Raw genomic sequence first — 20,936 nt, forward strand, 5'->3', positions numbered from 1 at the left:
GTTTTGCGCTCCCCTGCGTACACTTCCCTGTGAGTCCCAACACGAGCAACGTTATGGGCGTCGCCCTGATCGTCTTCGGAGCCGCGCTCGCCGTCACAGCGGGGTCGTCGGGCGACACGACGGCTGTCGTCCTCGGCTTCATCGGTGCCGTCGCCCTGTTCTACATGGGTATCGGTCTGTACTCGCGCGGGAACACCGACGAGGAGACGTTACACGAAACCGAGGAGACGACCAAACGTTCGACGCTCCACCGCACCTCGTCGTACGTCGCAGGCGTCGCCGCGTTAGTGGCACTCGCGGGCTTCGTCTCCGCCACGGCGTCGGGCGAGTCGCTCGCCGTACGCGGCGTCTTCGGCGTCGTCTTCCTTTACACGCTCCCCGTCTCCGTACGTCTCTGGAGACGCTCCTCCGGCGACGACCCATCCACCCCGGAGGAAGCCGCGTAAGCTTATTGTCGCTACGGCGCACCTTAGGTCTATGAAAGCGACCGCAGTTGCTCATCCGATACAGGGAGTCGTAAAGTACCACGGTCTCCGTGACGACGAACTCCGTATACCGTACCACGACTCCGTCTCCGTCTGCACCGCGCCTTCGCATACGCGTACGACGGTTGAGTTCGGCTACGAAGAAGACTCCTTCACGGTCGACGGCGAGGAACTCGTCGAAGGAGTCGAACGTGCGCAACGTATACTCGACAAGGTTCGTGAACAGACGGGCGTCTCGTCGGGTGCACGCGTCGTATCCGAGAACTCTTTTCCCTCAAACGTCGGTCTCGGCGCTTCTTCGTCCGGCTTCGCCGCGCTCGCGTACGCCGCTCTCGAAGCCACCGACGGCGACACGTCCGTCAGGAACGCGTCCGCCGTCGCACGTCGCGGCGCTACGAGCGCGGCGAGGAGCGTAGCAGGAGGCTTCGCGCGTCTCCACACGAGCGACAAGGACGACCGTTGCTACGCCGAACGCCTCGACGACGGCTTCGGTGACGAGCTACGGATCGTCGTAGGTCTCGTGCCCGAGCATAAACATACTGCCAAGGCGCACGAAGAAGCCGAGGCGTCGCATATGTTCGACGCACGTCTCGCGCACGTCCACGGCGCTCTCGCCGAGTCGGAGCGCGTAATCGCCGACGGCGACTTCGAAGCCACCTTCTCTCTCGCCGAACGCGACTCTCTTTCGCTCCTCGCCACGACCATGACGGGACCCGCCAACTGGTTCTACTGGAAGCCCCAAACCGTCGCACTCCTCGAACTCGCCCGCGACCTACGTAACGACGGCGTACCCGTCTACTTCTCGACCGACACGGGGGCGACGGCGTACCTCAACACTACGGTGGCGCACGCTGACCGTGTAGCCGAAGCCGTCGAATCGCTCGGTGTCGGATCGCATATCTGGGAGGTCGGCGGTTCTGCGCGTACCTCCGAGGAACCCCTCTTCTGATGAACCCCGACGAACTCCGCGTTTCGATGCCGTCCGCCGTCCGCGGTACCGCCTACCTCAACACGGGCGCTTCGGGTCCGTCGCCGCGTCCCGTACGTGACGCCATGGAAGAAGCGCTCGACGCCCACGCCGAGGCGCATCTCGACAGCCCGTACATGTACGAGTCACGTGTCGCGTCCGAGACACGCGACGCCGTCGCATCTTTCGTAGGCGCACCTCCCGAACGCGTCGCGCTCACGTCGAACACCACCAACGGAATCAACACAGTCGCCGACTGCTTCGATCCCGATGGCGACGACACGGTCGTAACGACGGCGCTCGAACACCCCGCGGGCGTCCTGCCGTGGCAACGTCTCGCCGAGACACGCCGAACCAACGTCCGCACCGTACCCGCGGCGACCGACGGTGACGGACTCGATCGGGACGCGTACAAGGACGCAGTCGACGGTGCGGCGCTCGTCTGTCTTAGCTCCGTCTCGTGGTACGGCGTCTCAGTTCCTGTCGCCCAACTCGTTGACGTGGCACATGACACGGGCGCGTCGGTGGTTGTCGACGCCGCACAGTCGGTCGGCGTTGAGGACGTGGACGTTACCGACTGGGGGGCTGAGTACGTCGCCTTCCCGGCGCACAAATGGTTGCTCGGTTCTTGGGGCGCGGGGTTCCTGTACGTCGCATCCGACGCCCCGTCCGACGGACAGGAACGCGTCGGCTACAAGAGCACCGTCTCCCCCAACGACTCCCCGACTCTCCACGACGACGCACGTAGGTTCGAGGTATCGACGTCGTCTCCGTCCGTCCTCGCGGGTGCACGCGCCGGTGTCGAGACCGTACGTTCGGTCGGTCTGAAGACGGTCGAGAAACGCGTCTCGTCGCTCACCGACCGTCTTGAAGACCGTCTCGGCGACCGTCATCTTACGACGGGCTGTGGTCTCGTCCGTTTCTCCGACCCGACGCCCGAAGGGACAGCCGAACGTCTCAAGAACGAGGGTGTCGTGATACGTTCCCTACCCAACGGCGACCTACGCGCATCGCTCCACGTCTTTAACACGCCGGAGGACGTAGACCGTCTCGCCGAGGCTCTCTGATGTGTACGGTCGTCTTTGCGTACGGTGTCTTCGACGGTGTCGCCGTCGCGTCGAACCGCGACGAGTCGTACGGACGCTCCTACTCGCTACCCGGACGCCGCCAAAACGCCGACGGGTGGAGCTTCGCACCCCGCGACGAACGCGCCGGCGGAACGTGGATAGGCTTCAACGGCGAAGGCGTCTTCGTCACACTGTCCAACCTTCCTGTCGAGAGGGACGACGCACGGTCACGCGGCTCGCTCGTCGACGAACTCCTGCGCGCGCCCTCGGTCGAAAAGGCTCAGCGCGTCCTCCGTAACTCGTACGACCGGTACACGTACGAGGGCTTCAACGTCGTAGTCGCGTCGTCGGACGACTGCTTCGTCGGCGTCAACGACAGCGGTCTCCGCACGGTCGAACCCGACGGTGGAGTACACGTCGTCACCAACTCACCGTTCGACGATCCCGACGAGAAGGCGCGCCGCGTTGCGGAAGCAGTCGACGACCCGCGTCGGTACCACACACCGATCGACTGGCTCGACTCCGTACGTCCCGTCCTCGCCGACCACGACCTCGGCGTCTGTGTCCACGGCGACGGACGCGGTACGACATCCTCCAACCTCGTCTACACAGCGCCCCAAGCCGACGGGTCGTACTGGCTCTTCGCCGACGGCGCACCGTGTGGGACGACGTACAGACGCGTATTCCCCGACCGGGGAAAGAGTTTTAACCTCCGGCGTTGATTACCATGTGAATGGTTACCAAGCCATACGTCAGCCACGGACGCGCGCCTCTCGAAGGGCGCGCACGTCTCGTTTTCGAACGCCTCGGCTACTCGGTAACGTACGACGGCGAAGCACTACGCGCCGAGCGCGACGGTAAGACGGTACGTGTCTACACCGTACAGGACGGCGAACCGCCGCGTCCGAACGGCGCGGACGCCGACAAGTACTGCCTCGTAACACGCGCCGAACGCGCGCCGTCGCTCAAACGCGACGCCGAGAGCCGTCTACCCTCCGACTCCGACTGGGCTGTTATAGGCGTCGAGACGGATGACGACGGCTACTTCGTCGCCTGAACGAGGTCGTCGCGTCCCGCCTCGCGTAGAAGGGCGCGTAGTGAACCCTCGACGCGCTCCTCCGCCTCCTCGTCCGCCCAGACGTTTCTGACGTAGTAGTCGTTCAGGAAGCTGTCGACGTGTTTCTCGCGTGCTTTCTCGACCGCAACCGCGTGGTGGTTCTCGCAGAACTCGACGAAAGCGCGTGCGTTGAACATCTCCGTCTCGTCGGCGTCCTCTGCGAAGTCTTCAAGCAAGTCCTCGTTCCTCCGCCGTGCATCGTCGAAACCCCCGCCGTCAAGCGGAACCTCGTACGCCTCGTCGGCGTCGAAAGCCTCCATGTCGACCACACCGTCCTCGTCGAGCCAGTCGTCGGGGTGGAGGACAAGCGTGCCGTCGTCGCGTACGCGCGCCTCGTATCCCTTCTCGCCCGCGACCTCGTCACGTCTCTCGCGCGCCTCGTTGTCGCCCGAAACCCCGATACGGCTTAGACGCGCCACCTCATCGACCCAGTCGGGGTGTCGGTCGCCGTCGTCCGTCATTCCTCACCCTCGTCCAACGCGACATTCGCCGCCTCGTCCGCCCCCTCGTTCGCCCCGCGCCCGACATGACGTATACCGAAGCCATCGAAGCCCTCCGCCGTCCGGACGACCTCGTCGTGCAGAGGCTTCAGGTTTTCCGCCTTACACCGCCAGTCGCCGCGCACCTGATTGACGACGAGTTCTGAGTCACCGACCGCCTCTACTTCGGTGTATCCGAGTTCGCGCGCTTCGACGAGTCCATGAAGAAGTGCGACGTACTCAGCCTCGTTGTTGGTCGCCTCGCCGATCACCTCGCCGTCGCGTTTCACCACCCCGCTCTCGTCACGGAGAACGTACCCTACGCCGGATCTTCCGGGGTTTCCGCGCGAAGCGCCGTCGAACTCGACAGTCACCGCGCCGCCGCCGTCGGTCAGAAGAGGGACGAGACGTTCGGTGTTACCCGCCATAGACAAGCCGCCGTCATCGTAGACAACAACGCTCCCGCCGAGGTGCGCGCGCCATCCGTCGGTGTGCGTCTCGAACTCCGCGCCCGCGCGTTCGAGAACCCGGCGCGCACCGTTCTCTGTCTTCTTCCGCATACCTCCGTGTACGCGCCCTTTCTTCTACTTCTTTACGAAGATTCCTCCGTCGCACATCCCAGAGTTTAAATGGAGAAGTACGCTCTGTATATATGGTTATCGTATGTCTAACTCAACCCGACAGAGGACGGAGGAAGTCGAAGCCGAATCCGTCGAACAGGAGGAAGCTGAAGGCGAGGATGTTGAAGCCCGGCAGTGCCCCGAATGCGGCTCCGACGAACTCATGTCTGATTCGGAGCGCGCCGAGGTCGTCTGTGGCGACTGTGGACTCGTCATAGAGGAGGACAAGATAGATCCGGGTCCCGAATGGCGTGCCTTCGACCACTCCGAGAACCAAGAGAAGTCACGTGTGGGTGCGCCGACGACAAAGACGATGCACGACAAGGGTCTGACGACGACCATAGACTGGAAGAACAAGGACGCTTACGGGCGGTCTATCTCGTCGGAGAAACGGAGCCAGATGCACCGTCTGAGGAAGTGGCAGGAACGTATACGTACGAAGGACGCGAGCGAACGTAACCTACAGTTCGCGCTTTCGGAGATCGACAGGATGGCGTCCGCCCTCGGCGTTCCGCGCTCCGTACGTGAGGTCGCCTCCGTCATCTACAGGCAGACGCTCAAGGAGGATCTGATACGCGGACGTTCGATCGAGGGCGTCGCCACCTCGGCGCTGTACGCCGCGTGCCGTAAGGAGGGCATACCGCGTTCGCTCGAAGAGATCTCGGAGGTCTCGCGCGTCGACCGCAAGGAGATCGGGCGCACCTACCGTTACATATCGCAGGAACTCGGCTTGGAGATGGAGCCTGTCGACCCCAAGAAGTACGTACCGCGTTTCTGCTCCGAACTCGGTCTTCCCGAAGAGGTTCAGTCGAAGGCGAGCGAGATTATCGACACGACCTCCGAGAAAGGTCTTCTAAGCGGCAAGTCGCCGACGGGCTTCGCCGCCGCGGCGATCTATGCGGCGTCGCTCCTGTGTAACCAGAAGAGGACTCAGAGGGAGGTTGCTGAGGTTGCGAACGTCACCGAGGTCACTATACGCAACCGGTATCAGGAGCAGATGGAAGTTATGGGACTTCAGTAGGCGCAGGCGCACAAAGAATTTGGGCGGCGGAACTGTTCCTTCGGTATGCTCAGACGCGGCTTTCTCGCCTCCGCCGGCGTCGTCTCGACGGGCTGTCTCAGTCAGTTCGGCTTCGGCTCCGGACGCGCCCTACAGCTTAGACGCGTTAACCCCGTCGAACAGTACGCGGCTTCGACCGGCGAACTCGACGCAAGGGAGCGCGACGCCGTCGAAGCGACCGTCGACGGAGGTAGCTATACCGTCTACGGTGCCGACCCGCGACCGCCTTTCCACGAGGTTCGGTACGTCGAACACGACGGTGTTTACTACAGTGTCGAGACGGACGAAACGGAGACACGTACCATGAACAGAGACATCCTACGCGCCGAACGCGTCAACGGCACACCGACGGAGGACGCCGTCGAACCCGACGCGTACGGCGACGACCGCGGTACTGTGGTACGCGCGTACCGGCGTGCGGCGTATCCGGAACCCGACTCGCCGGTACCCGACTTCGTTCCCGTGCGTTCGCCTCCGAACGAGACTGAGCTACTCCCCGAACCCGAACACAGGTACGTGGTTGTCGGTGACTCCGTCGTCTACCGTCTCTCGGCTGAGGAGCGCCAACTTGAGGAAAGAGGATTCGACGTGACGACCGAGCGTGTTGCCGATAACGACGCCCAACTTCGGCGGCGCATCGATGAAGAAAAAGCCGTCGCCATCGACGCCGACTAACTTCCCGACGAACAGCGGCGTGTCCTCGACGCCGCCGAAACGGGTTCGTACACCGAGCCGTCAGGCGGATCGGACGCTCTCGATGCCGTACTGGAACGGATAGACGGCGGCGACCTGATACGGTACCGCGGTGACTACTACGACCCGAACGTCGCGGGACCCTGAGGCAAGACTTATTCGTTGTAGGGACGGTTTTCGGATATGGCAGAGATACGTGTCTTCGTCTTCTTTTCGGGCGGCGCGAGCGGCTTCCGTTATCTCGCCGACGACGACCCGTTGTATGGCGAAGCCTACGAGGTCGTGGGCGGCTTTACAGACTCGCCCGACGCGCCGGGTGTCGACGTTCTCCGCGAACGCGGCGTGCCCGCCGAGACGAACGACCTCGAAGCCTTCTACGCCGAACGCGGCGCGCCGACGACCGACCTCGACGTACGCGAGGAGTTCGACGCGGAGACGCGCGAACTCGTCGAGCCTTACGAACCCGACGTTGTCGTCCTTTCGGGCTACATGCGTATACTCACCGCGCCCGTCGTCTCTGCGTTCCCGATCGTCAACGTCCACCCCGCCGACCTGCGCGTCGAGGACGACGGCGAACGCGTCTACACGGGCTTCGACGCCGTGCGCGACGCCGTACTCGCCGGAGAGGAGGAGACACGGTCGTCCGTCCATCTCGTCACCGAGGACGTGGACGACGGCTCCTTGCTCGTTGTCTCGCGCCCGTTTCCCGTCGAACGCGGTATGGTCGAGACGTTACGCAAACGCGACGGTGAGGCGCTCGACGGCTACCTTGACGCGCATCAGGAGTGGATGAAGTGGGACGGCGACGGTCCCGCGCTCGCAAAGGTGCTCGAACTCGTCGCCGACGGACGCGTCGACTTAGAGACGGGCGAGGTCGACGGAGAGGACGCGCCTTTCGTGATGTCGCGTTAGAATTCACGTACCTTCTCCGCAGTCTCCCGAAACAGACCGTCTAAGATTTCGGGCGTCGTCGGATGGTACGCGCGGTGTGGCAGGTCGCGGACATCCAGACCGAGTTCGACGACGACCTGCATCGTCTTCGCCATGGCGTCTGCGTGGTAATGTAGAGCCTGCCATCCGAGGACGGTACCGTCGTTCGCGTCGACGACGAGCTTTGCGCGTCCGTGCGGCACGTCCTTGGTCTTAAACACGCCGTCGCTCGCGGCGTCGCGCTCGGCGACGACGTAGTCGACGCCGCTCTCGCGTGCCTCTTCCTCCGTCATACCCAGACGCGCGAACGGGTAGACGCCCGCGCCCGTGAACGTCACGCGGTGTTTGGTGAAGCCGTACCTGCGCGGTTCGCGTCCCTCCTTCTCGGCGATGATGTTCTCCGCGGTGTGGTAGCCTTCTTCCTTTGCTACGTGAAGTATAGGCTCGCGTCCGTTTAGGTCGCCGACGGCGTAGACGCGCGGGTTGTCACGCGCGCGGAGCGTACCGTCTACCCAGTCGCCCGTGGGTTCGACGCCGGCGTTTTCGAGACCAAGACCTTCGACGTTCGGCTTTCTGCCTGTAAAGAGGTAAAGATCGTCCGCCTCTATGACGTGCTCCTCGCCTTGGTAGAACTCGTCCGAACCGATTCCGCTCTCGCTTTCGTCGCCGACCTCGACGTGCAGACGCACGCCTCCGTCTTCAGTCGGTTCGAGGCTTTGCTCGTACGTGTGTGTCAGAACCTCGACGCCGAACTCGTCGCGGTAGAGTTCCAGAAGCTCGCGCCCGAATCCGTCGTCGGCGTAGTCGAGGGGCGCGGCGTCGTGCTCTATCACGGTCAGGTCGACGCCTGCTTCTGCGAGGTACGGCACCATCTCCATCCCCGTCGTTCCGAACCCCATGACGACACCCGTGTCGCCGAACGAACGTGCGTCGAGAACGTCGTCGCTCGTCATGTAACCGACATCCTCGATCCCCGGAAGATCGGGGACGTTTACGGACGAACCCGTTGCGACGACCACCCGATCGACATCGTACTCGTCTCCGCCCGCCTCCACCGTCGTGTCGTCCACCACCCGCGCCGTCTCGCGGACGAACTCGACGTCGTCGCGCTCAGCCATGGTATGAACCGCGTCGCGTCTATGCTCGGCGAAGCCCAGAACGTGGTCGTCCTTCCGGTCGACAACCTCGTCGAGGTCGAGTTCGTGCGCCTTACCTGTCAGCCTCTCGTCCGCGCGCGCCTGATAACGGTGCGCCGCCCCCGAAAGAACCTCCTTAGACGGCATGCATCCGCGTAGTATACAGAGACCGCCGCCGGGTTCGCCGTCGTCGAAAAGGACGAGACTGATACCGTCGGCGTCGACCAGCCCCTCGGCGACCGCTACACCCGCGCTTCCGTACGCTCCTATGACAGCTACCTTCATAGTTGCTAAAAGGTGCGCGCGCCCTATTAGGCTTCGCGTCTTTGCGAGGACAACGCACGCCCGCAGTCCTACTTCTAAACCGTTATACGCGTAGAACACCTCGCACCGTACGATGGAGCTACACGAGTCGGCTTTCGGCTTCGAGATAGACCGTATCGTCGACGAGATCGAAGATCGTGGATGCGACAAGGTGGGTCTACAGTTCCCTCAGGGTCTCAAACGCAGAGCGACGACGGTCGTCGACACACTCGAAGACCGAACCGACGCGCGTTTCTACGTCTCTGGCGACCCGTGTTACGGAGCGTGCGACCTCGATGAATGGCTTATGCGTAACACGGAGATCCTCGTCCATTTCGGACATTCGCCTATCGAGGACTCGAAGGACGTGCTCTACGTCAAGTCGCGTTCGGACGCGCCTATCGAGGGTATAACGCGTGAGGCGACCGAGGAACTCGACGCCTCTGAACCCGTCTGTCTCGTCACGACCGCACAACACTCACACGTCTTCGAAGAGGCGCGCGAACTCCTCGTCGACGAGGGCTTCGAGGTCGTATCGTCGGGCGGAGGAAACAGGCTCGAAAACGAGGGACAGGTTCTCGGCTGTAACTACACGTCGGTCGTACCCGAAGCGCCGCAGGTACTGTACCTCGGAGGCGGCGACTTCCACCCCGTCGGACTCGCGATGGATCACCCCGACAAGCTTCTCGTCGTCGCCGACCCCGTCAACGACAAGGTACACGAGGTTGACGGAGAGAAGTTCATACGACAGAGGTACGCCGAGATCTCACGCGCACGCGATGTCGATCCCGACCGCTGGGGCGTCCTTCTGTCGACCAAGATAGGACAGCGCCGCGAGGAGATAGCCCAGTACATACTCGACAACTACGACGACACCTACCTCATAACGATGGACGAGGTGACACAGGATCGCCTTCTACATTTCGACGCCGATGCGTACGTCAACACGGCGTGTCCGCGTATCACCACCGACGACGGACCCCGTTACAACGACCCGGTTCTGACGCGCACCGAGTTTGAGATCGCCGTCGGGGAACGCGACTGGGACGAACTCTCCTTCGATACCTTCCACGGCGCGTGGTGACGGCGCGTCACGACGACCCCGCACCGCGAAGTAAGAAGAAGCCTCAGCCCGCCGCCCTGTACTCGCCGTGTTTTACGCCTATCGCAACCATCACAGCGCCGAATATAGCCATCGAAGGCGCGACCATCATCAGAACGATGTCTGTCGGCATCACCTGCATACCGACGAGCGCCCCTACACCGGCGGCTATCAGAACCACGAACAGTCCCGCTGTTATCTTTTCGTCGAACTCCATACGTCCAAAACGCCCCGCGCCGGCTTAACTTTGGCGTCTACTTGACGCGCTCCTGTAACACGGTGGGATGCGACGCATCGACGCCCTCGACGCTGTCGACCTCGTCGGCGAGCGTCTCACGTAGTGACGAGTTGTCGTTTGTAACGACCTCGGCGAGCAGGTCGTGGTCGCCGCTACTGATGTAGAGCTTACGTACAGGCTCTATACGCTTCAAAGACTCGACGACACCCAGGAAACGGTCGCTCTCGGCGTCGATACCCACGAGAGAGACGGTGCGCCCCCCCATCTTCTTGGGGTCGACCTCTGCGCTGTATCCGAGTATCGTCCCCTCGTCTTCGAGTTCGCGTATGTACTTACGTACGGTCGGCTTGGAAACCCCGACAGCGTCGGCTATCTCCCCGTACGACGCCTTCGCGTCCTCCTCCAGCACCTCAAGTATCTCCGCTTCCGTCGAGGACTTGCTCACATACGTCTCTTTGCGTTGCTGTTAAAAATAGTTTGCGAACCGAAAAGCCGGTCGGACGGCTTGAACCGGGACAGGAGCCGTTTTCCGAGGTTCATTACGACCGTTCCGGCTTTCGCCGGATTCACGAACGGCGTTTGGCACGCCGTCCGTTACTTGGTCTTCTCATCCGCCTTCCACTGAGCGCGGCGACGCGACGTTGTTCACGGTACGCCGTCGCCCTCAGAGGGGGGCGAAGCCCTCGACCGAAGCCGTGGGCGAACCCCTTCGCTTCTCCTGAGAACCTTATCTCCTCGTCGCCCGTCGAAGGGCGGTTCGGTTTTTAGTTCTCAGACCTTACCGACACGTCCCGGCGAACCGGGGACGCGCCGACAGAGGGCCGTCCCGTATGCTCCCGTCGACCGGATCTATACATATATCATGGAAGATAATAAACTTTTTGCCGGTGGGTCTCGACGGCGCGACACGTAAGCCCTATTGGCACGAGACGCGTCTCTCCTCCGTGAACTGCTCGCTATGCGACGAGGACGCCGTACTGCGTCAGGCGTACAGCGGAAAGCACGTCTGCGAGACGCATCTGTACGAGAGCGTGGAGTCGCGCGTAAAGTCGAGGGTGCGCGAGGACGATCTGCTCGAAGGCGACGAGCGGTGGGTCGTGGGTCTTAGCGGCGGCAAGGACTCGTCCGTCCTACTCGACGTTCTCGCGCGGACGTTCGACGAGAACCCGTCGGTCGAGATTATCGCCCTCACGCTCGACGAGGGTATCGCCGGGTACCGCGACGACGCTATCGAGGCGTCGCGCCGGCTCACCGACGATCTCGGCGTGCGTCACGAGGTCGCCGAGTTCGAGGACGAGTTCGGTGTGCGTGTCGACGGCGCTGTTTCGGAGGCGGAAGGAAAGCCGTGCTCCTACTGCGGCGTCTTCAGACGGACGGCTCTCAACCGTCACGCCGAGGAACTCGGCGCTACGAAGCTTCTCATGGGGCACAACCTCGACGACGTTGCGGGGACGGCGCTGATGAACTTCCTCGACGGCGGCGTCGACCGTATGGCGCGCCACTACAGGGCGTCGCTCTCTACGGAGGAGACCGACGAGTTCGTGCGGCGTGCGAAGCCGATGCGCGACATCCCTGAGAAGGAGGTCGCCGTCTATGCACAGCTAAAGAGCCTGCCCGTCTACCTCGAAGAGTGTCCCAATGCAGAAGGCGCGACACGGCGCGACGTACACGAGACTCTCATCGAGTTCGAGCGTGACCGTCCGGGTACGCGTCACTCTATCGTCTCGGCGTACGAGGAGATAGCTTCCCAGCTCGACTGGAACGAAGCCGATGTCGGCGCGTGCGACAGATGCGGCGAACCCACATCGGCGGAGAACGATCTCTGCCGCGCGTGTTCGATGCGCTCTGAGGTCGCGGATTAGGATCGATACAACAGCGTTATTATACCGACCGCTCAAACCGACGGTACGGTGGAGCAAGAGAACGGTTGGGTGAAGGTCTACCGTGGTAGGACAGCCGTCCGTGTGGGAACTCCAGCCGCGGATACCGTTTTGACGGGGTTGACGCAGGCTTCCGTCGCCGTTACGCCGGCGATCGGCGCAGGAGGCTGATATGGAGGCGTATACCCTCGCACTCTGGGCGGGCGCTTTGTCGATGTTACTCGGTACAGCCGTCTACCTATGGCTGGGTAGGAACGTCGCCGTGTACGAACAGAGCTTCTTTGTAATATCTATCTCGATCACGGTGATAGCCGCGACGGCTTACCTCGCCATGGCTCTCGGAACGGGACGTGTCACGGTCGGCGGCGAGGAGGTTCTTATCGCGCGGTACATCGACTGGATACTGACCACGCCGCTCGTCGTCGTCCTCCTCGGTCTCGTCGCCAACGCGAGCAGACGCCTCATCGTCACCCTCGTTGTCGTCGATATCTGCATGATGATCACCGCCACGCTCGGCGCGCTCACCCCGTCGCTCTCCGCCACAGCCGTCTGGTTCGGCGTCGGTTCCGTGGCGTACCTGATCTTCCTGTACCTCGTTCTCGGCTCGCTCTCCTCCGCCGTGACCGAGATGCCCGACGCTGTCTCCGACGTATACACGACTCTCCGTAACCTCACGGTCGTCGTATGGAGCCTCTACCCCGTCGTCTGGCTACTCGGGGGTAACGTCCTCGGCGTCGTACCGTCGCTCGCAGAAGGCGTAGCCTTCGTCGTTCTCGACATACTGTCGAAGGTCGTCTTCAGCTACATACTCCTGAGTAGCCATGAGACGCTCCGTGTCTACGGCTTCTACGGAGCCGAACGCGACCGTGTCGTATCTTCGTCCCCGATGGATTCGGACGCCTCCCGCGAAGCCGACGGCTGAGACGCGTCTGTCCGCCGTTTCGTGAAGAAGGATGGACTCCGCAAAAAGGCTCAGGCTACCTTATAACGTCGACATCCACGCTGTTCTTCTCGGGCTTGTCGCGTCCGCCGTCGCTCGTTCCGAACGTCCCCTCGTCCGACGAACCTTCCGCGTTCGCGCCGCGTTCCTCGGCGTCGGAGAACATCGAGTCGGCGGTCGGCGTCTTGTCGTCGTCCATGCTCGCCCCGCTCTTGGCACCGTCGCCACCGAGAACCTGCGACGAGTCGACGCCCGTCATTATCGCCATGACACGTACCTTGCCCTCGTACTCCTCGCGTATACGCGCGCCCCAGATGACGTTTGCGCGCTCACCGAGGCGCTCCGTGATGTTCTGTGCCACACCCTCCGCCTCGCCGAGCGTCAGGTCGGGACCGCCCGTGATATGTACGAGGCTACCCGTCGCCCCGCGGTAGTCGACATCGAGAAGCGGATGGTTAAGCGCGTCCTCGACCACAGCCTTCGACTTGTCGCGCTCCTGCGTCTCGCCGACGAGCATGACCGCGACGCCGCCTTGGTTCATGATCGTCGTCATATCGGCGTAGTCGAGGTTGATCAGCGACGGCTGTGTGATAGTCTCGCTTATCCCCTTGACCGTCTCTGCGATAATCTGATCCATCACCGAGAACGCCTTGCTGATAGGGAGGTTAGGGACGTAGTCGAGCAGACGGTTGTTGTCGAGCACGATCGTTGAGTCCGCCTCGCTCCGGAGGTTCTCTAACCCCTCGTGCGCCTTGTCGGTACGTGCGCGCTCGACGTCGAAAGGCATGCTGACCATGCCGACGACGATACCGCCCTGCTCCTTGGCTATCTTCGAAACGACGGGCGCGGCACCCGTGCCTGTACCTCCGCCCATCCCCGCGGTTACGAAGCACAGGTCGACGCCTTCGAGTATGTCCTTGAGCGTACCGCGCGCCATCTCGGTCGCACGTTTACCCATCGACGGGTCGCCGCCAGCACCCAGACCGCTCGTCAGCGACTTGCCGACGAGTATCTTGGTGTCCGCCTCTATCATCTGAAGGTGCTGTTTGTCGGTGTTGACCGCGATTGTTTCAGCGCCCTCGACACCGATGTTGTACAGACGGTTGACGGTGTTGTTACCCGCGCCGCCACAGCCGACGATGACGATGTTGGGGTCGCCGAAGTCATCGGCGTCCCCCATCGACTCCTTCTCGCGTTCGTCGTTTTCGAGCGCGTCCTGTACGATGTCCTCCATCCTAAACCCTCGCTATACGCCTGTTCTCCTTGAGCTTCTCGTGTCCGTCCTTCTCCGTGACCATCGTCCGCACCGCGGCGCGTATCGCCTCGCTCCTGTTAGGGAACTCTCCTTCTTCAACGAGCGCTTCTACCGCCTTTACTTGCTGTTCCGGTATGCGTAGTGTTACCCTTTCCATACGTACCACCTTTGAGGCTCCCGGGTCAGTATTTAGCTTTCGTACGCGTGACTTGACCCAGTGTCACACGCGTTGTAAGACGTTTGTCTTACAGATTACGTGTTAAGATGCGGAGCTAATAAAACTTTGGGCGAAACGTATGACAAAACGTCCGGGAGCCGAGGACACAATACCTAAATTATACGCGTCGGTCATATTTTTTGTCTTACTCACCGCTCAACGCGTGGCTCGTGGGCGTCCGGCGTCCGCACGATGGGCAGAAGCTCCAGTCTGTGCGCACCTCGTCGCCGCAGTCGCAGAAGACGCGCCCTGACGCCTTCGCGCCGCAGTTGGGGCAGTGGACGTGTTCCTCGTCGACTTCCTCGCCGCACTGTGGGCATGTCTTACGCGCGCCGACATCTTCCTCGTCCGTCGTACGACGCGCGTCCGCGTCGGCTTCCTCGCCTCGCGCGCGCCCCTCGACACCTCCGCCTTCGGGCATGTTAACGGTTACGTTGACGCCTTCGCGCCCTCCCCGCGCGCTCTCTGAGCCTTCCTTTCCGAGGCGTCGTTCCACAGCCTCATCCACGGCTTCTTCGACCATCTCGCGCACGAGGCTGTCGAACGTTGGACGTGTGTTACGCGCCGGTTCGCCCCGCTCGTCTCCGCCCCTTCGGCTGTTTCCGCCCCCGCGCGCACCTTCGAGGTACGACCGGAGCGCCTCGCGCATTATCTCCGAACGCGACTCGTCTATACCGTCGACGCGTTCGAGCAGGTCGTCGCTGACGCGGAAGGTTATCTTTGAGTCCCTCATCTTACCCCTCCGTTTCGATCGTCCAAGACGGATCGTTCGGCGATACCTCGCGGAGTTCGTCGGACTTCTCGCGCGCGTGGTCTTCGAGTAGCTCCCCGGCTATCTCGCCTACGGAGGTTTCGAAGGCGTGCGTATACCCGTCGTAGAACTCGCGCACGTCGTCGTCCACCTCCGTCTCGACGTTGATAACCGCCCTTTCTTCGCCTTCGCCCTGTTCGAGTCTGTCGTATATCTTTCCGAGGCGCGGGTAGATATCGTTCTCTATCTTCCTGTCCACCACGCCCTCGACGACGTCCGCAAGCTCCTCCTCGTCGTGTCTTACGTCCTCCTTACCGAGGTACTGCTTCAGGGCGTCGCGTACGACGTCGCTACGTACGTCGCCCTGTGAGTCGACCTCGTCGAGGAGATCCTCGTCCACACGGACGTTTATTCGACCCATTGTCCCTTATTGAGTGTGACAGGGTTATAAGCTTTCTGTGGGATGTCATACGAACGGCTTACACGTCCGGCTTGAGACGTTTCTCGTACCCGGATTACGTTCTCGAACCGAGACAGAATGAACGAGCGTCCGGATTTGGTGTACGTACGTCTCCTTCGATGCTGTCGGTATCCTCCCTCACCACACGGCGTAACACACGAAACCCGTCTCCGACCGTTCTGTCTTACGCGTAGCCAGCCTCGGCGAGCGACGCGTTTAGCTCCTCGCCGACGCGTTCGCCCGTCTCGCGTTCCCCTGCGGTGGTTACGACGCGGTTCTCCTGCACGCTCGAACCGTCGCGGAGGAGGAGACGTAGGTTGCCGTCGTCGCCCGCGCGTGTGACCTTCGCCCCGAAGCTGTCTTGCGAACCTCGACCGCTCGCGTCTATGGGTCCGGGTATCACCTTCTTTACGTGTCCGTGTCCTGCGACGTGTCTTACGGCGCGTCTTCCGTCGCGTCCGCCGATGAGCGTCGAATGGCTTCCGCCTATCTTCTCCGCGGGGTCGGCGTCCACGACTTCGAGCGCCTCTGTTTCGTCACCGAAGACCTCGTCGTAGGGGGCGTCCTCGGATACGCGTACGACGCGTGTTGGTGTTTCCCCCCTGAGACGCGCGACGGCTTCGCGTTCGCCACGGACGTAGAGTTCGTCGGGGCGTTTACGCCGAACCTCGTCGCCCGCGCGTCCCACGAGGTTACGTAGGGCGACCTCGCGCTCAGGATCCTCGTCGTGCGCCTCCGTCTTGACAGTACGTTCCGAGACGACATCGCCTTCGAGCGCGGCGACTACGACCGCTGTCTGTGTATCTATATCGACGAGAACGGCGTCGGCGTTACGTGTCTTACAGACGAGACAGTAGTCGCCGGGGCGTTCGAGGGGCGACGCGCAACGCCGGCAGTCCATGCATCCTCTTCGTACTTGCTCCGAATAACCTCATCGGAAACTGTTTGTGCGACCGGTGAGAAAACAACGTGATGACAGAGGTTCTCTGGGTCGGGAACCCACATAACATACCCGACGGCTTCGCAGGTTCGGACGCGTTCAACGTCCGATCCGTCACCCCGAACCGGATCGAGGACGCGTTCCCGGCTGACGATATCGACTGCGTCGTATACGACCCTTCGGACGGTACGGACGACGACAACGCCGCCGTGCTCGAAACCGTCTGCGCCGACTACCCCGAACTCCCGTGTGTCCTCGTCGGCAACGTAGACGGCGTCGGCGAGGGCTACGTCTTCGACCACGTTCCGAAACGCGACGGCTGGGTCGACGTACTTTCGGACGTCGTGCGTTCAGCCGTCGAAAGAAGGAGCCACGTCTCGTACCCGCTCCCCGACGACGAGGAGGGACGCCTCACGGAGGTCGAGGTTGTCGAAAGCCTCGACCTACGTGGCGCGTTCGACCGTATCTCGGAGATAGGTCGTTACTGCTTCGACACCGACATGTGCTTCGTCGGCGTCGTCAACGATAGACGCGAACGGTTTCTGTCGTGCCACGGCGGTTCGGTCGAAGAACTACCCCGCGAACAGTCGGTCTGTGCCTATCAGATACTCGACGGAGGCGTCACGGTCGTCAGTGACGTTCTCGAAGATCCGCGTTTCGAGAACCGCGAACGTCTTAGGGAACTCGGCATGAGGTTCTACGCGGGTGCGCCCTTGGACATCGGAGGCGTCCGTGTCGGCTCGTTCTGCATAATGGACGCCGAGCCGCGCGATCTCGACGACGACGAAAGCCGCCTTCTACGAAGCTTTGGCGAGGAGGTCGCGGAGAAGATAAGCCTGCTAAAGGAGTTAGGATGAGCAGGGAGACGGAGGAGACGCCGAAGAAGGACAGGACGCCGTCTCTCGAACGACCGTCGAACGTACTCGTCGAATCCGACGCCTCCACGTTACCCTCGGCGCGACGCGGGCAGGGCGACGAGACAGCCTTCGTGGTCGTATCCTTGCTGTCGAAGACCGACCGCCGTATCGAGGCTCTCGAAGGGACGTACGGCGAACCCGACTCCGTACACGTTATATCTGTCAAGGGACGCGCCGACAACGGCTACGACACCGTCCGAACCGTCTCCAGCTCCGGCGACCTGACGGGACTGTCGATGCGTATCGGCGAGGCTCTGAGCGAGCTACACGACGACGATGTATACCTCTACTTCGACGATGTTACGAGCCTTCTACAGTACACCGACCTGAACACAGCCTACCGTTTCTTCAACGTTCTAACGGGCAGAATAACCGCCGCCGACGGCGTCGGCTACTTCGGTATTACACCCAAGGCGCACGACGACCGCACCGTCAACACACTGCGCAACCTGTTCGACGACACCGTAGGGATGTCTTAGCAAAAGTTAAGTCGGCGTCCCCTCTACCGTACCTCACCCGCCTTAGCTCAGCCTGGTAGAGCAGCCGACTGTAGATCGGCTTGTCCCCCGTTCAATTCGGGGAGGCGGGACAACTGCGAGTGAGCGACGCGAGCAGGCAAACCGCCGACACGAATTGAATAGTGAGGAGCTTCGCTCCGACCGTGTTCAATTCGGGGAGGCGGGACTTGTTCTCCCGTCGAATTACATTCGACGTACGGCGTACGAATCTCGCCGTATTTCCGGCTTCTGCCCGACGTGATTTGAACGTTTCTCCAAGCGGGGGTTCGCGCTGTCCCTCCATTCCGTCAAATCTGCTTTGTTTAATCACCATACACAATTGACTTCGTATTTTCTGGTGCTATAGACAGCGACTCTGAGGATGATTTCTCCGAACTTGGATCCCCAGAATTGTGTACGCACAGCTTTGTCGAATATATTCTTGATACTGGGAGGGAATCCTACATATCCAGCATTGGCTATAGCCTTTGTGCCCACTACGTATAGCGATTAAACAGAGCAATGAATTCCATATCGACAGAATTAATAAGTTTCTGCTCTGTTTAATCACCATACATAGTTGACTTGGTGGATTTTTTGATGTTGTAGACGGCGGCTTTGAGGATTATCTCTCTGAACTCACGGTTCCAGAGGCGCGCACGCACGGCTTTGCCGAGCGTGCGCTTGATGTTAGAGAAGACGGTTTCAGCCATCCAGCGTTGATTGTAGTCATCATCTTTCATTCGTGCGTTGTGTGCCTTATCGAGGTGAGTGAATTCACGATGTTTGAGTAAGGGACGGACTCCGCGTGAGCGGAGTTCGTCCCGTAACTGCTGCCAATCGTAGCCTTTGTCTCCAGCAACGGAGAGCAGGTCATCGGCGTTGCGTTTGATGACCTGCTCGCCTACCTTAGTATCGTGTTTCTTGGTCGTGGTACAGTGAATATCCACGACAGAGAGTGTATCAGTATCGACGAGAGTGGTGACCTTGAGCGAGCGAACGCGGTAGTTCGCTCGCTGAGCATAGTGACGACTTGCTCTGTCTCGGTCGAATCCGGTACTGTCTACAGCTACGTTCCGTTCGTCTTTGTTCGATGAAGATAGACGAAGAAAGAGACGTACGGCAGCGATTTTTATCTTACCGAACCAGTTACAGAGAGTGGAAGGGTGAGGGAGATCGGTCGTGGAGAGACCGATCTCCTCACATATCCGAGGCATCTCTTCGAGGTAGTCAAGAGCAACGCGATACGGCTTCTCCATGTGAAAACGTAGGCAGTGGAGGGATATCATCGTCCACTCCGCGAATCTGCCTCCACCTTCCGGTGGGGCAGATTCGCTTGGATTATCCACAACTCTTTTGACTAGCTTTACACATCTCTTGGTGAAGCAGTAGAGGTTTGATTTCACATCCCTCCATCGCTTCTTCTCACACTAAAATCAGACTATCTACTTCCGTATAGCGATTAAACAGAGCATAAGTTTCCTATATGATCATGGCAAACGGTAGAAACATGATACTCGAAGCAACTTGGTTTTTATCACTCTGGTTTCCCTAGTTGGATTAGGTACTGTTGGATGTTGCCGTACAGACCAACAACAGCAACAACAAGTCAGGGTTGTTGATGATGATAATGGTGCCCCAAAACGAATTTGTCCTGATTGCGGTATGCAAAATCCACGAAAAGCTAATCACTGCGGAGATTGTGGATTTAGCTTCAAATCTACAGGAGAAGAGTAACAATGGCGAATAACAACAATTCTGAAGATTCATCTAAGAGTACCGAGAGAGGTGAAGACGAAAGACGAGGGGAAGAATATAACGAAGAGACTGACCAGTCTACAGAAGATCCCGAGATGAGTCAAAGAAAAGCTACTATAATTTTGTCCACGGTACTGTCTACACTTGTTTTTATGACAGTATCTCTCTATCTAGGGTATCCTGGGTACGGACTTCTTGTTCTATTTGTGGCACTGGGTGTCTTTTTCACTCTTACTGAAGAGTGACGTGAAGCAGGTCGCGAAATGATGGAGGAAATGCAAAACGCAAACCAGCAGCAAGCAAATAACCGATCCAGCGGTTCGGAAGAGAAACAAGTTTGCTCCAACTGCGGCTGGCAAAATATAGCACGTAATAATTACTGTAACGACTGCGGATCCGAGCTCTAACCAAACACGAATGAGTGATTGGCTTGACTTTGTGTTTAGACTATCAAATCGCTTTCTGCGACCATATCCGCTTTGCCACTCGCGTCCCGACCGCTCCTTGTCTTATCGAGGCAGGTACTTTGGACTCTGCGCTCGATGTACTGGCATGTATCTTAGCGGATTAATCTCCATAATACTGTTTCCTATCCGCAAGGGGATACTATCACCAACGACCAGTGCCGTTATTGGGTGCATACTATTAGTTCCAGGTGGAATTGATGGTACAACTCAAATGCTCGGGAATAGGGAGAGTACTAATCAATTGAGGGTGATTACCGGGACTTTCATGGGTATAGGAATTGTGTTGTTCGCAGAAGGTTTTCTGTTTACACTATTATCTATCTAGGTTGACGTTGAGACAGCTTGTGACGGTCTAAGTAGGATAAGAATATCAGATGTTGTCGAAGTATTGTCGACGTTGCTTGACTTTCACTTCCTCTGAACGCTTATCGTAATGCTTGTCGAGCACGTCCTGACCGGCGTTCATACGGTCGCTGACGACCTTCTCAGGGACATCTTCGGTGAGGTGAAAGTGACCTCTGAGTCGTACCCCTCAATGGTTGCCTGTGAAGACTCACGCTTGTGCGCGCCGAGGTACATCGCCTTTGCTTCTCCGGGCGGTAATTCGTTCTAACTCGTTCCGGTTCGTATTCGAAGTATAGAGCGCGGTTCCGTCGC

General features: G+C 60.2%; 25 protein-coding genes, 1 tRNA gene and 1 pseudogene. 15 read left to right on the forward strand and 12 right to left on the reverse strand.

The features are described 5' to 3' along the window. The first annotated feature begins 29 nt into the window (after positions 1–29). From EGH25_RS03960 to EGH25_RS03980, 5 genes are read left to right on the forward strand one after another with little or no spacing between them, the layout of a single operon-like run. Complete coding sequence (locus tag EGH25_RS03960; protein WP_266086352.1) at positions 30–446, forward strand: DUF998 domain-containing protein; 417 nt, start codon at positions 30–32, stop codon at positions 444–446. 31 nt (positions 447–477) lie between these two features. Further along, positions 478–1,434, forward strand: a complete 957-nt coding sequence (locus EGH25_RS03965; RefSeq protein ID WP_266086353.1) for a GHMP family kinase ATP-binding protein — start codon at positions 478–480, stop codon at positions 1,432–1,434. Then, positions 1,434–2,519: an aminotransferase class V-fold PLP-dependent enzyme gene (locus EGH25_RS03970; RefSeq protein ID WP_266086354.1), complete on the forward strand. Its 1,086-nt coding sequence runs from the start codon at positions 1,434–1,436 to the stop codon at positions 2,517–2,519. Before EGH25_RS03965 ends, EGH25_RS03970 begins: the two co-directional genes overlap by 1 nt. Beyond that, positions 2,519–3,241 (forward strand): NRDE family protein, encoded by a 723-nt coding sequence (locus EGH25_RS03975; protein WP_266086355.1) that lies wholly within the window; start codon positions 2,519–2,521, stop codon positions 3,239–3,241. Before EGH25_RS03970 ends, EGH25_RS03975 begins: the two co-directional genes overlap by 1 nt. 11 nt (positions 3,242–3,252) lie before the next feature. After that, positions 3,253–3,576, forward strand: coding sequence for a DUF7116 family protein (locus tag EGH25_RS03980; protein ID WP_266086356.1), 324 nt, complete (start codon positions 3,253–3,255; stop codon positions 3,574–3,576). On the opposite strand, the gene EGH25_RS03985 is transcribed toward EGH25_RS03980, so the two are convergent. Beyond that, the gene (locus EGH25_RS03985) at positions 3,561–4,097 is read right to left on the reverse strand and encodes a DUF7108 family protein (RefSeq protein WP_266086357.1); all 537 of its coding nucleotides are present in this window, start codon (positions 4,095–4,097) and stop codon (positions 3,561–3,563) included. The genes EGH25_RS03980 and EGH25_RS03985 overlap by 16 nt on opposite strands. Next, on the reverse strand, positions 4,094–4,675 hold the full coding sequence (locus EGH25_RS03990; RefSeq protein ID WP_266086358.1) for a ribonuclease HI family protein: 582 nt from the start codon (positions 4,673–4,675) through the stop codon (positions 4,094–4,096). Before EGH25_RS03990 ends, EGH25_RS03985 begins: the two co-directional genes overlap by 4 nt. 103 nt (positions 4,676–4,778) lie before the next feature. Here EGH25_RS03990 and EGH25_RS03995 point away from each other — a divergent pair, with 103 nt between their 5' ends. The 3 genes from EGH25_RS03995 (at position 4,779) to purN (ending at position 7,400) form a co-directional block, all read left to right on the forward strand. Then, the gene (locus EGH25_RS03995) at positions 4,779–5,756 is read left to right on the forward strand and encodes a transcription initiation factor IIB (RefSeq protein ID WP_266086359.1); all 978 of its coding nucleotides are present in this window, start codon (positions 4,779–4,781) and stop codon (positions 5,754–5,756) included. A gap of 45 nt (positions 5,757–5,801) precedes the next feature. After that, the gene (locus tag EGH25_RS04000; RefSeq protein ID WP_266086360.1) at positions 5,802–6,470 is read left to right on the forward strand and encodes a DUF7979 domain-containing protein; all 669 of its coding nucleotides are present in this window, start codon (positions 5,802–5,804) and stop codon (positions 6,468–6,470) included. 201 nt (positions 6,471–6,671) lie between these two features. Beyond that, entirely contained in the window at positions 6,672–7,400 is a 729-nt protein-coding gene (purN, locus tag EGH25_RS04005) for a phosphoribosylglycinamide formyltransferase (protein ID WP_266086361.1), read from the forward strand. Here the strand turns inward: purN and EGH25_RS04010 are convergent. Further along, positions 7,397–8,839, reverse strand: coding sequence for a dihydrolipoyl dehydrogenase family protein (locus EGH25_RS04010; protein WP_266086362.1), 1,443 nt, complete (start codon positions 8,837–8,839; stop codon positions 7,397–7,399). The two genes, purN and EGH25_RS04010, sit on opposite strands and share 4 nt — an antisense overlap. A 112-nt stretch (positions 8,840–8,951) precedes the next feature. Between EGH25_RS04010 and dph2 the strand changes: the two genes are divergently transcribed. Next, complete coding sequence (gene dph2 / locus EGH25_RS04015) at positions 8,952–9,941, forward strand: diphthamide biosynthesis enzyme Dph2 (protein WP_266086363.1); 990 nt, start codon at positions 8,952–8,954, stop codon at positions 9,939–9,941. Positions 9,942–9,984: 43 nt separating this feature from the next. On the opposite strand, the gene EGH25_RS04020 is transcribed toward dph2, so the two are convergent. Then, positions 9,985–10,176: a DUF7333 family protein gene (locus EGH25_RS04020; protein ID WP_266086364.1), complete on the reverse strand. Its 192-nt coding sequence runs from the start codon at positions 10,174–10,176 to the stop codon at positions 9,985–9,987. 37 nt (positions 10,177–10,213) lie between these two features. Further along, positions 10,214–10,642 (reverse strand): Lrp/AsnC family transcriptional regulator, encoded by a 429-nt coding sequence (locus tag EGH25_RS04025; protein WP_266086365.1) that lies wholly within the window; start codon positions 10,640–10,642, stop codon positions 10,214–10,216. Positions 10,643–11,141: 499 nt separating this feature from the next. Between EGH25_RS04025 and EGH25_RS04030 the strand changes: the two genes are divergently transcribed. Both EGH25_RS04030 and EGH25_RS04035 read left to right on the forward strand, forming a co-directional pair. Continuing rightward, positions 11,142–12,059, forward strand: coding sequence for a TIGR00269 family protein (locus tag EGH25_RS04030; protein ID WP_266086467.1), 918 nt, complete (start codon positions 11,142–11,144; stop codon positions 12,057–12,059). A gap of 190 nt (positions 12,060–12,249) precedes the next feature. Further along, positions 12,250–12,999 (forward strand): bacteriorhodopsin, encoded by a 750-nt coding sequence (locus EGH25_RS04035; protein WP_266086366.1) that lies wholly within the window; start codon positions 12,250–12,252, stop codon positions 12,997–12,999. 55 nt (positions 13,000–13,054) lie between these two features. Here EGH25_RS04035 and ftsZ read toward each other — a convergent pair whose 3' ends face one another. From ftsZ to EGH25_RS04060, 5 genes are all read right to left on the reverse strand, one after another. Continuing rightward, positions 13,055–14,251, reverse strand: coding sequence for a cell division protein FtsZ (ftsZ, locus tag EGH25_RS04040; protein ID WP_266086367.1), 1,197 nt, complete (start codon positions 14,249–14,251; stop codon positions 13,055–13,057). Position 14,252: 1 nt separating this feature from the next. After that, a complete protein-coding gene (locus EGH25_RS04045) occupies positions 14,253–14,429 on the reverse strand; it encodes a ribbon-helix-helix domain-containing protein (protein WP_266086368.1) in 177 nt (58 codons plus the stop codon). Between the two features lie 205 nt (positions 14,430–14,634). Further along, a complete protein-coding gene (locus tag EGH25_RS04050) occupies positions 14,635–15,222 on the reverse strand; it encodes a double zinc ribbon domain-containing protein (protein WP_266086369.1) in 588 nt (195 codons plus the stop codon). Between the two features lies 1 nt (position 15,223). After that, positions 15,224–15,661 carry a CopG family ribbon-helix-helix protein gene (locus tag EGH25_RS04055; protein WP_266086370.1) on the reverse strand — a complete coding sequence of 146 codons (438 nt, stop codon included), beginning with the start codon at positions 15,659–15,661 and terminating at the stop codon, positions 15,224–15,226. Between the two features lie 223 nt (positions 15,662–15,884). After that, positions 15,885–16,601 (reverse strand): DUF2103 domain-containing protein, encoded by a 717-nt coding sequence (locus tag EGH25_RS04060; RefSeq protein ID WP_266086371.1) that lies wholly within the window; start codon positions 16,599–16,601, stop codon positions 15,885–15,887. A gap of 71 nt (positions 16,602–16,672) precedes the next feature. On the opposite strand from EGH25_RS04060, the gene EGH25_RS04065 reads away from it, so the two are divergent. From EGH25_RS04065 to EGH25_RS04075, 3 genes are all read left to right on the forward strand, one after another. After that, positions 16,673–17,497, forward strand: coding sequence for a GAF domain-containing protein (locus EGH25_RS04065; RefSeq protein WP_266086372.1), 825 nt, complete (start codon positions 16,673–16,675; stop codon positions 17,495–17,497). Further along, positions 17,494–18,036 carry a DUF7504 family protein gene (locus tag EGH25_RS04070; protein WP_266086373.1) on the forward strand — a complete coding sequence of 181 codons (543 nt, stop codon included), beginning with the start codon at positions 17,494–17,496 and terminating at the stop codon, positions 18,034–18,036. Before EGH25_RS04065 ends, EGH25_RS04070 begins: the two co-directional genes overlap by 4 nt. Positions 18,037–18,072: 36 nt before the next feature. Beyond that, positions 18,073–18,146, forward strand: a tRNA-Tyr gene (locus EGH25_RS04075). 471 nt (positions 18,147–18,617) lie between these two features. Here EGH25_RS04075 and EGH25_RS04080 read toward each other — a convergent pair. Continuing rightward, positions 18,618–19,460 (reverse strand): IS5 family transposase, encoded by an 843-nt coding sequence (locus EGH25_RS04080; protein ID WP_266086374.1) that lies wholly within the window; start codon positions 19,458–19,460, stop codon positions 18,618–18,620. A gap of 769 nt (positions 19,461–20,229) precedes the next feature. On the opposite strand from EGH25_RS04080, the gene EGH25_RS12240 reads away from it, so the two are divergent. Then, positions 20,230–20,604, forward strand: coding sequence for a DUF2085 domain-containing protein (locus tag EGH25_RS12240; protein WP_266086375.1), 375 nt, complete (start codon positions 20,230–20,232; stop codon positions 20,602–20,604). A gap of 45 nt (positions 20,605–20,649) precedes the next feature. Here the strand turns inward: EGH25_RS12240 and EGH25_RS12245 are convergent. After that, positions 20,650–20,784: pseudogene (locus EGH25_RS12245) on the reverse strand (site-specific integrase); the annotation flags it as partial. Between the last annotated feature and the right edge of the window lie 152 nt (positions 20,785–20,936).

The sequence above is a fragment of the Halorutilus salinus genome, assembly GCF_026242195.1.
Lineage (GTDB): Archaea > Halobacteriota > Halobacteria > Halobacteriales > Halorutilaceae > Halorutilus > Halorutilus salinus.